Genomic DNA, 12,537 nt, shown 5'->3' on the forward strand with positions numbered 1-12,537 from the left:
TACGTGCCGGCGCTGGTCGAACCCTCCCAACACTCCTGTCCTGGAAGAAGGAATCGCATGGCTGAGTGGCCCATCAACGACACCGTCTCGAAGGTGTTCCCGCTGTACTCGCGAGCGAACGTGGGCGAGATCTTTCCCGACCCCATCAGCCCGCTCAACGCTTCGGCAGGCTTCCAGCACAGCCTCGAGCCCGGATGGCGGGATGCCTTCGTCGCGTGCCGGGTGTGGAATCACGATCTCTACGACACCACCGTCGACAAGAACATCCTCCCGGCCTTCGGCAGCTACCTCTACATCAACATGTCGCTCATGCGCCTGTTCGGTGTCCGCGTACCCGGCATGTCTCCCGAAGCGGTCGACCTGCAGTACTTCGGCGACATGCCCGGAATCCCCAGCTACGACAGCGAAAAACGCGATTTCGACCAGGATTCCGCGTTCGAAGAAACAGCCGGCGCATGGCTGCTCGAAGAGGTGATCGGGGCAACCGGCCTGCCCGCATACGACGCAGACCGCGACGAGGTCCTGAAGCTCCGCGCCGAACGCCCAAACATGACAACCCTGACCGATCAGGAGCTACGCGAGCGCATCTGCTCCTTCGACCCCCTACTGCGCCGACTGTTCAAGCACCACATCGAAGCCAGCCTCAAATCGGGTGTAGGCCTCGGGGCCATCGCCCAGGTCGCCGCGGAGGTCGGCAAGCCCGAACTCGCACTCACCCTGGTCAGTGGTATCGGCGACGTCGATTCGACAGTCCCCTCCAAGCGCATGTGGACCCTCAGTCGTGCCGCCCAGGCACCCGAAGTCGCTGCACTGTTCGACCAGGGCATCAACGGGCTCTACAACCGGTTGGCGGACAGTGACGATCCGGTCGCAGCTTCCTTCCTGGCCGACCTCGACGATTTCCTCGCCGATTGGGACTTCCGTGGCCCGGCCGAGTGGGAGATCCGGGCCCAGACCTGGGGCGTCAAACCGGAACTGGCGCTGGGCACCATAGACCGGATGCGTCAGGTCGACGATGCCGAAGCCCCCGACGGCAAGAACGCGATCCGAGCCCAGGAACGCGAGAGCGCGGCAGCTGCGATCCGCAAGAACCTCTCCGCCGACCCCGAGGCCTCGGCGCAGTTCGAGGCGACCCTCAACGCTGCTGCCCTCTGGCAGCGCGGACGTGAGCGCGCACGCACCACAGCGGCCATGGTGATCCACGAGATCCGACTGCCCGCACGCGAGTTGGGTCGACGTGGCGTCGAATCGAGAGCGCTCGACAGCATCGAACAGATCTTCATGCTCTTCGCTGACGAACTCGACGACTATCTCGCCGATCCCGCCAAATACACCGACATCGTGCGCGAACGCGAGCGCAGCTATCTGGAACTGTTCGACTTCAAACCTCCCTTCGTCGTGGCCGGTGATGTGCCGGCACTCGGCACCTGGGAGCGACGTTCGGCAGCAACGAACACCACAGTGACGGTGGGGGAGACCATCACCGGCGTCTCCGGGTGCACCGGAACCGTTCGTGGTCGCGCCCGCGTGCTGACCACACCCGACGATCCGTCCGCACTCGAGCCCGGTGAGATTCTCGTCGCTCCGATCACCGATCCGTCCTGGACGCCGCTGTTCGTCGCCGCCTCGGCAGTGGTCGTCGATGTGGGAGCTCCGTTTTCGCACGCAGCGATCGTCAGCCGCGAAATCGGCATCCCGTGCGTCGTTTCGGCGACCGATGCGACCAAACGTATCCCCGACAGTGCCCTGATCGAGGTCGACGGCGCTACCGGTGTGGTGACAATTCTCGGTCTCGACTGACCACGCTTCGGGTGGGTCGACGGGTTGATCCCTCGACCCACCCGAAACGCCGTTCGATCATTGTCACCCTCATTGCTTCGCCGTGGCTGTTTCGGCCACGGCGACTTGACATGTCCGGAAACTGTTGGGGTCCCCAAATCGGTCGATAATCACCGTGGCGCTAAGGTCCTTGATCGCGGCACGACTGGGCGTCTCGGGTGAGACGGAGCGACTGGTGGCCAAGCGATTCGCTGAAACCGGACAAGACGTGAAAGCCACGATCGGACGTAAGCGGCGCGACCTCCCACCGGTGCCGTCGCAGATCACCGGCGAGATCGAGGCCAGAGTGATTGCGTTGGCGTGCACACAGCCCCCAGAAGGTCATGCCCGATGGTCGCTGCGACTGCTGGAGAAGCACGTCGCCCTGGTCGAGGACATCCCGGACCTGGACCACTCGACCATCGGCCGGATCTTAGAGCGTGTCTTGTATGGATCGGATCCTGTGTACGGCATGATGCATGGCGTGGTCGATGCGTTGTCTACTCGGTTGGTGCCGGATGCGTTGTGGGAGATCGTCGAACCGCTGCTGCCCGGCTTCCGGACCCGACCCCAGGGTGGCGGCCGGGCGGCGCTCGACGATCGGGCGGTGTTCACCGCCGTGGTCTACGTGCTCACCAGCGGCTGCGCCTGGCGGCACCTGCCGCCGTCATTCGGAGTCAGTGTTCCGACCGCGCATAGACGGTTCACCACCTGGGCCAAGGCCGGGGTATTCGACGAGCTGCACCGCCGGGTCCTCGATCGGCTCGGCGCCGGTGGGGACCTGGACTGGTCCGCCGCGATCCTCGACGCCGCGCACGTGCGGGCGAAAAGGGGGGCTCTTTGACCGGTCCCAGCCCGGTCGATCGAGGCAAGAACGGCTCGAAGATCCACATCCTCTCCGACGCCGATGGTATCCCACTGGTCACCGCGGTGACCTCGTCAAATACCCACGACAGCGTCATGCTCCAACCCATGGTCGCTGCGATTCCCGCGGTGCGTTCGCGTCGCGGTCCGCGCCGCTGCCGACCCGGCCGGGTCCGGGCGGACAAGGGTTACGACTACCCCGTACACCGCCGGTGGCTGCGGGCACGGGGCATCGTTCCGCGGATCGCCCGTCGCGGCGTCGACAGCAGCGAGCGCCTCGGCCGTTATCGGTGGAAGATCGAACGCACCCTGGCCTGGCTTAGCGGCTACCGCCGGCTGACGATCCGCTACGAACGTCACGGCGAGCACTTCGCCGGATCTCTCCAACTCGCCGCCGCGCTGACGTGCTGGAAAAAGCTCACCAAATGAGACATCATCTAAATCTGATCCTGCGTCGCTGACCGCGTACCAAGCGGACGCGGGAATGGGTTGAACGGCTCGCGGTAGGCGGTTGCAATGATCCGTCATGAACGCCCTGGCGACCACTTCACTGACGTCTTCGATGTCGATGGCACGGCAGCATGGGCGCTCGCGGGAGGACCGTCCCGAGTCGATGTTGAGGACGGTCGGAATCGGAGCGCTCCACGGTATCCACCCGAGCGCTACGGGCTCAAGGCTGTCTTGGCCCACCGCTACTGCTTTACTGCGCGTGGGAGCGATGGGTTCAAGACGTATCTCGTGCGCCGATCGTGTCTCGGTCGGATCACAGATGGCTCGGCATAGGTTGACGTAAGGACCGTGATATCGGCAAACGCCCGCTTCAACGAGTCGTGTGCGTGCTGTCGTGCGCGCCGGGCGCTCGAGGTGTCGAGACGAGGGTGGTAACCGAGAGCCGACGCACGTGTGGTGCGGGCACGTATGGCAGTCGGTTCCGCGTCGCGAGGCGGTTGCCGTCTGCCGCTGAGGGGTATCTGCATGCCGAGGTAGCGCTTCCTTGTTGTGCATGAATGGGTAGGCGCGTTTACCGAGCACAACGTGCAGCAGCGATCCTCTTCGCCACAAGGTCCGTCGCGAGCTGTTCGCGCATTGCTCGCCGATGTTCGCCGGTTGCCGGTCGAGCCTGGGGGATCGAGGTGGCGACGAGGGCACGGTGGCGGGTCTTGATGATCCGGTGTGCTGCATCTGTCGAGGTTTCGCCCTTGTGCGTTCGGTCGTGGATCTTTAGTTCGGTGGGCGAGGGACCGGTCCAGTCGAGGCGGGAGAGTCGATAGGCCACCAGCCGTCGCGGTGAGGTGATTGCGTGTGCGGTGGGCCATGTCCATCCGCGAGTGGTGCCGTCGTGATTGAGGGCGTGAGCGATGTCGACGCCTGTCCAGCGGTCGGTGTCGATGCCGGCGTCGAGTAGGAGGTCGCAGACCGATCCGATGTGCCCTCGGCGTCTGCCGGTTGCGTCGTCGATGCCGACGATCGTGCGTAGCGCGGGGACGCGGTCGATCAGTTGGGCGGCTGCTCGCTGGAGGGCCAGCGGCCGAGGCGTGGTCGGTGTCGAGTTCTGTTCGCCTGCGCGTGTGCGCGCTTGGTGATCTTTCCTGACGGAAAGACACATCGATAAAGAACCACTAGGGGATTGGGGTGCGGAACTCGGCGAGCGGTGGTGGGGTGGTGAAACAGGACGGGTGGCGGAGGCTCTGTCTTGGGTGGAGCGGGTTGATCGGCGCCGCCGCCGCTTCGACAGTTTCTCCGGGGCGGGCATGGCCTCGACAGCCCATGCAGGTGCGGACAACGCCCACACGCTGGCAGCACCGATCTGCAGTCGAACAGGGGGTTGGCCGTGGGTACGGGTGTAGAGGCGGACAGCGGCTTCACGTTCGGCGGCGTTGAGTTTCTTGCCGCGGGCCAGTTCGACGCCGAGGTCGAGGGCCTTGAGGACGCGGCGTCCGCGTTTGAGTTGGTCGATCGACAGGCTGTCTTTGGTGGCGAGGGTGGCCAGGGATGCGTAGACGTGGCGTCCGGTGGTGGATTCGGCGTACTGGGCGTGTGCGGCGCAGACCCGCAGGAATGTCTGTGCGGCGATGCCGTGGCGTGTGAGGGCGGTCCGCCCGCGTTCGGTGTGGGTGACAATCCACTCGCACAAGCTCAGCCAGTATCGGCGGCTGTGCCAGGTCGGGACGCGGGCGCACGCGCCTGCGGGGACAGGTAGCGAGAGTGCGGTACGGGTATGTGCGGGTTGGGTGTCGAGCAGCTCGCACACAGCTGCCTCGGCCGGGTTGTCCTGCGGTTGGGAGGCTTCGAGTGCGGCGACGTTCGCGACGGCGTCGGCAACGATTGCGTCCCATTCGGCGTCGGTAAAGGGCTGGGGAAGTGGAAGGGCGACGTCATCGGTGTCGGTGGAGGCACCGAGGGTGGAAGTGTAGGTGGTTGGGCGAGTTTCAGGGTGTGCGCTACCCTGAGACGTACCTGGCACGGTAAGTCCCTTCGGGGAAGCAGTAACTCAGAGTCTTTGAAGCTGCAAACTTCGGAGACTCACCCAAGAGCGTGATCGTCCTGCCAGACGTTCTCGCTCGAGTGGTGAAGGATCTTGCGAGTCCTTCTGTGGAAGTCCTGGTGAAACCCACCCTTTCGGGGGTGGGTTTCTCTTTTGGGTTGAGTCACTGCGCTGTTGATTTGTCGGATCGGCGGATTCGGGTTACGTAGTCATGGAGAGTCCCCTCGGCGTTCAGGTGCGTGTGACGACTCCGGGCCGGAGCGTGCGTAGTTCTCGATGGATGAGGTACGCGTGAACGGGACGCGGGGTGTGGAACCGGTAGGCGGTTCTACGAACCGTGCGGCAGGATGATCGACTGTGCGAATGCGGCGACCTGCCTGATCTGCTCGACCGAGGCTGTTTCCGGATCGGAGGCTACGAGACCGACCGTGTCGGCGAGCGCGACGAACCCGCCGGAGATCGGGAGAGACGTGGGGGACAGAACCACTGGTCCATACCTGTGCACGAGCTCGTCAAGGTCCAGGACGGCAGGCGTGGTGGTCCCGTGGACGAGTCGAGCTTTAAGCCCGCTATCGACGGCAAGAACTGCCCATTCGCGGCCGTCTCGATCCACCGCAACCAGGGAGTTCACGCGACATTCCGATCACTCGTCGCGGGCGGGGCTACACGGTGTTGCCAAGCGGTGTACGCGTCGCGGGCGAAGGACACCGCGATCGGGGGCTCGTGTTCGTGCCCGATGGCATCGAGTGCGCCGAGGATGGCTTCGAGACCGCTGAAGGTGCGGCCGGCGAGATGGTCGAGGGCGTCGGTGCAGGTGTCGGCGACGGCACTCCACGCGATCTCGAGACCAGGGGAGTGGGAGGTAGTTCGGGCTGTGCGCGTGATCTCCGCGATGGCCTGCCATTGCTCGACTGTCGCGGTGTCAGTGGCAGTGTCCCGACAGGCGGCGGCGATATGCTCGGCCGCAAGGCGGGCGAACCCGTCAATGGCAGCGACCAGACCCCACGTGCGGTGGCTGTACAGGTCGGCGAACCACTGCCAACGGTCCGCAGCGGGATGATCATCACCGGCCGGGACCTCGATAACGCCCTGGGCGATAGCTTCGAACAGGTTCAGGTGCGGGCTCGGGTTCATGCCACCGCTCCCTTGAACAGCGCAAGTTGTCCGTCGGCGGGGGACGCTGGAACATCCTGCGCGGGAGGGGACGCGGGCGCAGTCCTCTTGGTCGCTGCACGCCGGGTAGGTCGGGCCTTCGGTTTGGGCTTTCGACGTTTGGTCTTGGCTCCGCACCGATCGGCATAGGCATCGAACATCTCGGGAGCGATCTCGTCGCCTTTACCGGAGAACAGTCGCCCGGCAAGGATCTGATCGCAGATCTTCTCCCCGCTGGCCAGCCTGCGGTCCAGTTCCGTGGTGCATGAGGCGAGGAGCGGGCACTGTGCGCAGACGGCGACGGCCTGGCGCCACGGGGCGGATTTGTTCCCGCTGACCGTCCACACCTGTCCTTTCCCGGAGCATAAACCTTGACCTGCGCGGACCTCGCTCATCGGGGCTTTGAAGCGGGATTCGAGCTCGATGGCGATACGCCGCGAAGTGGGGCATACGCGCGCGGCGGGGGTGTAGACGAATCCGCATCGCCGGCACCGGCCGGTGCCGCAGTGTTCCCGCTCGAGCGCCCGGAGCTGGTTCGTCGAGTAGTCGCCGAACGAGCGCGTGTTGGCGCGTGCGGTGAGCGTGCGCAACGCCTCGACGACGGGCAGGCACAGCGGCCGGTCCGTGGAGTAGGTGAACCCGCACGACGAGCATGCGGTGCCCTCCGGATTCGGAAGGTGCTCAGCGAGGACGTAGTGGGGATCCTTGCTGCCACGAATTGTGTCGTGAGTCTCTCCGTCAGGACGGGCGGGACTCTCTGCTACTAGGCGTATCTGCCCAGCACCAACTAACCTGTTCATCGCAGGCTCCGTATCTGCATCGAGGCCACGGCCGGCTAACCCGTGCGCCTCTGGCTTGTTCGACTGCGGCTAACAGTCGGCTTGCTACTTGGACGGTCCCTCAGCTGGGCTAACAGCTGGGGGACCGTTCGCATCTCAAGGTCTCAACTCGTTCCCTTCACTTGACCCACTTCTAAACCAAGACTTCTATACGATCCGGTACGTGCATACTGTAGTGAGAGGGCTGCACAGTGTCTACCGATGACGAACTTCGCGTTAGGACCAAGGCCCGATCGGTGAGTAGACGGGTAATGCGCGGGTTCCGGCCCGAAAGACTTGAACAGGCGCGACTGGCGGCGGGTATCTCGCAAGCTGAAGTCGCCCGCCTCGCGGACATCAAAGCCGAGACGGTTCGCCGGTGGGAGAAAGGCGCGGCGTCTCCCCAGGTCGATTTGCTTGCGCGCGTCGCCGGCGTCCTCGGCATCGCCATTGCTGATCTCGTCGATATCCCGGAGGGCGAGCGATTCCCCGGCGACTGGCGCGTTGTTCGAGGCATGACGCAGCCGATGCTCGGCGCTGCTGCCGGAGTATCCACGCAACTCGTGGGAAGTGTTGAGCGCGGCGAGGTCTCCTTGTCCGACAACCTCGCGAAAAAGTTGTCGACCGCGCTCGGCATCTCGGAGGGCGAACTGCGGGCGAGCTACGAACGAGCGCGTCGCCGCCCAGCGGGCACGCCCGCCTAAGCGACAAGCACGGCTCCAGTTCGCCGACATCGTTTGTATCCCCCGATTCTGTCGTGTGCGCTGAGCCTAAAGTTTGCAACTTTCAATAGCAAGTTGCATTAGATCGCTACAGGCTGACACCATGAAGACATTGCAAGCTAGGTGACTTCTGTAGGTCGGGGCGACATGAAAGGTGAACGTTCGATGAGCAGCACCTTCGCGGAGCGACTCCGGTTCCTCTTCGATAACGTCCATCCGCGTAGCCGTGGTCCCTACACCCAAACCGAAGTGGTCGACTTGCTCCGATTCAGTGGGAGCCGAATGACCACCGGCTACATGTCCCAGCTTCTCAGTGGGAAGCGGACCTCCCCTGGCCTCGAAGTCGTCCGCGACATCTGCCGAGTCTTTCGCGTGCCGATGGACTACTTCGGTGACGAAGAAACCTACGAAGAAGTCAAACAACAGATCATCTGGATCCAGCAGCTCCGCGACTCGGAAGGGCAACAGGTCGCCGCTCGCACCTACGACCCATTCCGGCGTCTCACCGAGCAGGACAACAAGTCGGATTAAACGATGATGGCGTAACTCAGACCTGCCGTGATCGCGCCTAGTAATGCACCGACAATTACCTGCCCCCTCGTGTGATCACCGAGATGCACGCGGGACCACCCGACAAGCACGGTAAAACCCCATCCCAGCAACCACCAAGGCGAAATGGCGATGGCCAGAACGACACTCACCCCGGCAGCGACTCCAGTATGAAAACTGACCTTCCAGCGGAAGATACTGGTGATAATCGCTGCGACGGCCAAGGCGATCAGACCGGCGGCCATGAACCCGACCAATTGCTGCGGAGCATCGGTGACCACCAGAGTGATCAGTCCGCCAATCGTAACCAGCAGCAACACGGCAATCAGCAAGTGACGCTCATTGATCTTGGTGACATGGTGGTCACCGATCCGAGATCCACGCATGCCGATGAGAATGACACCCATCGGGACAACGCCCGCGCATACAGCGACGAACGCACCCCATCCCGGTGCACCGATCACCGTCCCGAGAATCAAGGAAGTAACGATGTTGATTACCCAGGGTGCACCGATCTCGGTCAGCCCACGTGCAACGCGATCAACAGTGCTGCTGCGCATACGTATATCCGTGCCCGTCATGAAACCATCTTCCGTTGGTTGGCTGTAGCTCGGTCGTAGGCTCGTCCCAGCGAGCACACCCAATCGGTGGTGATGACCCCCGGAGGGCATAAGATGGACTCGTGCCCGAGTTCGGTCGGGACTTCCCCTGTGACCAACCATCGTGCGATTAGATCCGCAGCACGGCCAGGGTCGAGCTGATCTCGATACGGCACACCACTGAAATCTGCTTCCAGGCTGAGAGCATCCATCACCTCGACTGCCCGGTCGTCCACCTTCTCCATATCAGAGCTGTGCGGCCGGGATTCGCGTTGCGCGCCGGGCCAACGAGACAACAGCTCTCCATGCAGGTTCGCGAACTGCGGAAGCGCACGCCGAGCTTGGCGATGGTTCATAACCAGGCCCGTCAGCACGCCTGCTGCGAGCAGGAACACGCCGGCGGCTGCGAGAAGCCTCGTGATCGCCAACGGAGTGATCGTCGGCTCTACCACTCCGAACCGTGCAGCGGCCAAGTAGCCGATCCGCAGACCAGCGTAGGTCGTGAGGATCGCTGCACCCGGCACAATCAGAAGGAGAGTGCGTCCTGTTACCGTGCGACGGTCGGCCTGGACGATGGCGACCACTGTGACCATCGCGCACAACAGAAACGGATATGCCATGCCGATTGTCAACCCATCGGCGTAGCCCGGAAGAAACGCGTAGTCTCTGTCGAACTCGCGATCGGTCACTCCGTCGGGCCACGGCTGGCGATAGAAGATGGCAAAAGCCAACGTGGCTAACATGATTGACGTGGTGACGTGAAAAACCAGGAGTCTCCTGTGCCGCTCATGCTGCGCAGTCACATCTGTGAACACGATGGCAGTCCCGACACAGATCCCACACACCAGCAGCATCTTCACCGCGGTGGGCGTGCCGTCGCTGAGTGCAAATCGGACTGCGTCTTCAACCACCTGCACATTGATGGCCATATGCAACGACATGCAGACAAGGATGACTACAGAACCCGCGAGAACGAGTGAACGGCGGGCACGCCACCGGTGGAATCGAGTGACGGCTGCGATGAATAGAGCTACAGCAGCAAGCGCGTTGATCATCCCAGGGCCTCGTCGATACGAGACCGGACGATCGGGCTGTGGTTCACCGTTCGGCTGTTGTAAATCCGCCGCAGGAGAAGGCTTGCGAACGCTTCTGCGTCTATCTCTTCTTGCTCCTGCTTGTGCGTGCAGTTGCGCTCCAGCATGAGCGTGGCGAGGTCGTGTGAGGACTCGGGAAGAAAAGCGGTGGCGAGTTCGAGTGCGGGCCTTCCAATATGACCTAACACGATGTGGCCAAGCTCATGTCCTATGGTTCGTTCTTTGGCGTGAACCCAGCTCGCATAGAGGATCTGATCGTTGTCAGGATTCCGCTTCCACTGGCCGAAGACTCCTACGGGTAGTTCTGCGCTTTCCTTAATGGTCAGAGGGCGGCCGCGATCCCGAGAAAGCGCGTTTGCCAAACCTTCCAGTGATCGTGCTTCTTCGCTGGATGCGATACGAAACAGCCGGTCGACGGCGCGTATCACTCCCGTCCTGTCCGGTGCCACGCTTGAACTCCCCTCGCTTCAACTCTTCTGCCCACCCTAAAGGCAAAGATAACGATCTTGTAACAGCCCCGGGCCGTCGGTGTGTTCACCCGCCAGTTAGGCTGCATCGAGTGTCTATCGGAGCCCGCCCTACCCCTTGTATCGTCGCCAGCCTCGCGGTCCTCATCGGAGCCTTCCTGCTGACCGTCAGTGTGCTGATCCCTACGTATGCAGTTGACCGGTTGGTGAAGATTCCTCTCACCGTTGAAGCTGACACAGTCTCCACGGGCACCGCCACGCTCCTCGACTCGACCGAACTGATGCAGGGCCGTCTCGTCCTCGAAGATGACGTGCCAATCACCGTCAACCAGCGAGTCACAGTAGAGGACCCCTCGGACAAAGACGTCGTTACGCTGCAATCTGCCATTCGAATGACGCGCGACGATCGGAGCGGAACTGCCGCGATCGTCAACGCCAGCGTGGATCGCTCCACCCTCGACAGGACGACTGCACTCCCGGTGGATGAGCCCGTGGGGTCACTCCAGACCGAGACGGGCAAAGTACCTGAACCTGTGGTTCATGACGGTCTTCAGTTCAAGTTCCCATTCGACACACAGAAGCAGTCGTATCCCTACTTCGACACCACCTTCAAGCAGAGCCGGGACGTACATTTCGTCGAGGAGACCGAGCTGGATGGTCTGCTGGTCTACCGGTTCCGCCAAGAAGTCGAACCGACGCAGGTGGGAGGCGGCATCTCCCTGCCGGCCTCTGTGTGGGGCAGGGAAGGGAACGGATCGCTGAAACTGCCACGGTTCTACAGCATCACCCGGGATCTGTGGGTCGAGCCGGTCTCGGGGGCCGTGGTCCAGGTCGAGCAGCACCACAGGCAGTTCTTCGCGGCCAAGGCCGACGATCCGGAAGCCGTCACACTCATCGACGTCACTCCGAGACTCGATGAGCAGACCCAGGCCGAGCAAATAGCCTTCGCTCGAACGTCGAAAAGCCTCGTTTTGTGGGGAACGGTGTACGCGCCGATCGGTGCTGCGGTTGCAGGTGTGGCTCTGCTGGCGAGTGGGATCTACCTCGGAGTGAGGACTTCGCGTAGAGATGAATCCGTGAGGCCCACCGATATGCGTGCGACGGTCAACGTCGCGAGCGTCTGACGCAGGTCCATCTGTTGCTGCTCGCGGACACCGACGACATCCGCCGTCGCCCACCACGGGGGTATGACAGTCCCTCCCAGTTCAGCCGTGACTACCGCCCCTAGGGCTTCACCTCGCGCGCCACTACCGCGCACCGCCCGTCAGCCGACCAGCCAACCGAGTGACACATGCACCAGGTTGTTGCGACCGGCTGCTCTCGCAGGAACGACAATCGAAGTGACCTGGCATCGCGAACAACACGCTACTGAGCGTTGCGCAGCTCCGCGTATGCAGCCTCGGCGGTGGGCTGGGCCTTTGCGTACTCCGACGCGGCAGTCTCGCCGTTCGTGTAAATGCGTTTGTCCTCGACGTACTGGCGCGTATCGGCCTGCTGCACCGCCAATGCGTACGCCACCGGATCCCCCGGATCGACGTCCACGCCAGCAGCGTTGTCCATGAACCTGTATGTCGCCGCGCGCACTGCGTCCGTGGAATCGGCCCCGATGTTGTAAGCGAACCGCCATCCGTAGATGTCCGCGATCGCGGTGGCTGGCGCAGGCAGAGATAACCCGGAAGTCCAGCCTGTTTCGGCCTGTCCTGCCAGAAGAGCTGCGACCGCCTGCTCCGGCGTGCCCCCGCGTTCCTCCACGGCCTCGACTATGGCGGTCGCGTTCTGCTTGTTGATTTTGTACACCAGGTCGGTGGTGTCCCCGCCGAATACCGACACGGCCGCCGGTGGTGCGATCGTGTTCAGGGCAACGGTCGGCGCAGAGGAGGTCGGCTCGTCGCTCCCGCACGAGACCAAACCCGCTGCAAGCGCTGCGGTGATCAGGGCGACGACAAGGTTCTTGGGCTTCATAGGTCCT

General features: G+C 63.0%; 13 protein-coding genes and 1 pseudogene. 6 read left to right on the plus strand and 8 right to left on the minus strand.

Annotated features, from left to right (window positions below; all coding sequences use genetic code 11):
* Window positions 1-57: 57 nt before the first annotated feature.
* The 3 genes and pseudogenes from ACLBYD_RS22595 (at window position 58) to ACLBYD_RS22605 (ending at window position 3,111) form a co-directional block, all read left to right on the plus strand.
* Window positions 58-1,800 carry a PEP-utilizing enzyme gene (locus ACLBYD_RS22595; protein ID WP_447818219.1) on the plus strand — a complete coding sequence of 581 codons (1,743 nt, stop codon included), beginning with the start codon at window positions 58-60 and terminating at the stop codon, window positions 1,798-1,800.
* A 214-nt stretch (window positions 1,801-2,014) separates the two neighbouring features.
* Window positions 2,015-2,242 (plus strand): annotated as a pseudogene (locus tag ACLBYD_RS22600) (helix-turn-helix domain-containing protein); the annotation flags it as partial.
* Between the two features lie 51 nt (window positions 2,243-2,293).
* A protein-coding gene (locus tag ACLBYD_RS22605) for an IS5 family transposase (RefSeq protein ID WP_447818258.1) occupies window positions 2,294-3,111 on the plus strand; the annotation gives its coding sequence in 2 pieces (ribosomal slippage) (window positions 2,294-2,650 and window positions 2,653-3,111; 816 coding nt in all).
* A 592-nt stretch (window positions 3,112-3,703) separates the two neighbouring features.
* Here ACLBYD_RS22605 and ACLBYD_RS22610 read toward each other — a convergent pair.
* The 4 genes from ACLBYD_RS22610 to ACLBYD_RS22625 form a co-directional block, all read right to left on the minus strand.
* The gene (locus ACLBYD_RS22610; protein WP_447818220.1) at window positions 3,704-5,146 is read right to left on the minus strand and encodes a hypothetical protein; all 1,443 of its coding nucleotides are present in this window, start codon (window positions 5,144-5,146) and stop codon (window positions 3,704-3,706) included.
* 349 nt (window positions 5,147-5,495) lie between these two features.
* Window positions 5,496-5,654, minus strand: coding sequence for a hypothetical protein (locus ACLBYD_RS22615; RefSeq protein ID WP_447818221.1), 159 nt, complete (start codon window positions 5,652-5,654; stop codon window positions 5,496-5,498).
* A gap of 140 nt (window positions 5,655-5,794) precedes the next feature.
* The gene (locus ACLBYD_RS22620) at window positions 5,795-6,301 is read right to left on the minus strand and encodes a hypothetical protein (RefSeq protein ID WP_447818222.1); all 507 of its coding nucleotides are present in this window, start codon (window positions 6,299-6,301) and stop codon (window positions 5,795-5,797) included.
* Window positions 6,298-7,119 carry a hypothetical protein gene (locus ACLBYD_RS22625; RefSeq protein WP_447818223.1) on the minus strand — a complete coding sequence of 274 codons (822 nt, stop codon included), beginning with the start codon at window positions 7,117-7,119 and terminating at the stop codon, window positions 6,298-6,300. The genes ACLBYD_RS22620 and ACLBYD_RS22625 overlap by 4 nt, the downstream gene beginning before the upstream one ends.
* A gap of 290 nt (window positions 7,120-7,409) precedes the next feature.
* Here ACLBYD_RS22625 and ACLBYD_RS22630 point away from each other — a divergent pair, with 290 nt between their 5' ends.
* Both ACLBYD_RS22630 and ACLBYD_RS22635 read left to right on the plus strand, forming a co-directional pair.
* Entirely contained in the window at window positions 7,410-7,841 is a 432-nt protein-coding gene (locus ACLBYD_RS22630) for a helix-turn-helix domain-containing protein (RefSeq protein WP_447818224.1), read from the plus strand.
* A 183-nt stretch (window positions 7,842-8,024) separates the two neighbouring features.
* Entirely contained in the window at window positions 8,025-8,390 is a 366-nt protein-coding gene (locus ACLBYD_RS22635; RefSeq protein WP_081314910.1) for a helix-turn-helix domain-containing protein, read from the plus strand.
* Here the strand turns inward: ACLBYD_RS22635 and ACLBYD_RS22640 are convergent.
* From ACLBYD_RS22640 to ACLBYD_RS22650, 3 genes are all read right to left on the minus strand, one after another.
* Window positions 8,387-8,989, minus strand: coding sequence for a hypothetical protein (locus ACLBYD_RS22640; protein WP_447818225.1), 603 nt, complete (start codon window positions 8,987-8,989; stop codon window positions 8,387-8,389). The two genes, ACLBYD_RS22635 and ACLBYD_RS22640, sit on opposite strands and share 4 nt — an antisense overlap.
* The gene (locus ACLBYD_RS22645) at window positions 8,986-9,948 is read right to left on the minus strand and encodes a hypothetical protein (protein WP_447818226.1); all 963 of its coding nucleotides are present in this window, start codon (window positions 9,946-9,948) and stop codon (window positions 8,986-8,988) included. Before ACLBYD_RS22645 ends, ACLBYD_RS22640 begins: the two co-directional genes overlap by 4 nt.
* Before the next feature lie 110 nt (window positions 9,949-10,058).
* A complete protein-coding gene (locus ACLBYD_RS22650) occupies window positions 10,059-10,550 on the minus strand; it encodes a hypothetical protein (protein ID WP_447818227.1) in 492 nt (163 codons plus the stop codon).
* A gap of 110 nt (window positions 10,551-10,660) precedes the next feature.
* On the opposite strand from ACLBYD_RS22650, the gene ACLBYD_RS22655 reads away from it, so the two are divergent.
* Window positions 10,661-11,692, plus strand: a complete 1,032-nt coding sequence (locus ACLBYD_RS22655) for a DUF3068 domain-containing protein (RefSeq protein ID WP_447818228.1) — start codon at window positions 10,661-10,663, stop codon at window positions 11,690-11,692.
* Between the two features lie 241 nt (window positions 11,693-11,933).
* Here ACLBYD_RS22655 and ACLBYD_RS22660 read toward each other — a convergent pair whose 3' ends face one another.
* Window positions 11,934-12,530: a hypothetical protein gene (locus tag ACLBYD_RS22660; protein ID WP_447818229.1), complete on the minus strand. Its 597-nt coding sequence runs from the start codon at window positions 12,528-12,530 to the stop codon at window positions 11,934-11,936.
* Window positions 12,531-12,537 lie beyond the last annotated feature (7 nt).

The organism is Rhodococcus sp. C26F, assembly GCF_053345925.1.

Bases quoted from the DNA above. Each gene is read 5' to 3' on its own strand.
- ACLBYD_RS22595 (WP_447818219.1), top strand. From the start codon at position 58: ATGGCTGAGTGGCCCATCAACGACACCGTCTCGAAGGTGTTCCCGCTG.
- ACLBYD_RS22620 (WP_447818222.1), bottom strand. From the start codon at position 6,301: ATGAACCCGAGCCCGCACCTGAACCTGTTCGAAGCTATCGCCCAGGGC.
- ACLBYD_RS22625 (WP_447818223.1), bottom strand. From the start codon at position 7,119: ATGAACAGGTTAGTTGGTGCTGGGCAGATACGCCTAGTAGCAGAGAGT.
- ACLBYD_RS22630 (WP_447818224.1), top strand. From the start codon at position 7,410: ATGCGCGGGTTCCGGCCCGAAAGACTTGAACAGGCGCGACTGGCGGCG.
- ACLBYD_RS22635 (WP_081314910.1), top strand. From the start codon at position 8,025: ATGAGCAGCACCTTCGCGGAGCGACTCCGGTTCCTCTTCGATAACGTC.
- ACLBYD_RS22640 (WP_447818225.1), bottom strand. From the start codon at position 8,989: ATGACGGGCACGGATATACGTATGCGCAGCAGCACTGTTGATCGCGTT.
- ACLBYD_RS22645 (WP_447818226.1), bottom strand. From the start codon at position 9,948: ATGTCGTTGCATATGGCCATCAATGTGCAGGTGGTTGAAGACGCAGTC.
- ACLBYD_RS22660 (WP_447818229.1), bottom strand. From the start codon at position 12,530: ATGAAGCCCAAGAACCTTGTCGTCGCCCTGATCACCGCAGCGCTTGCA.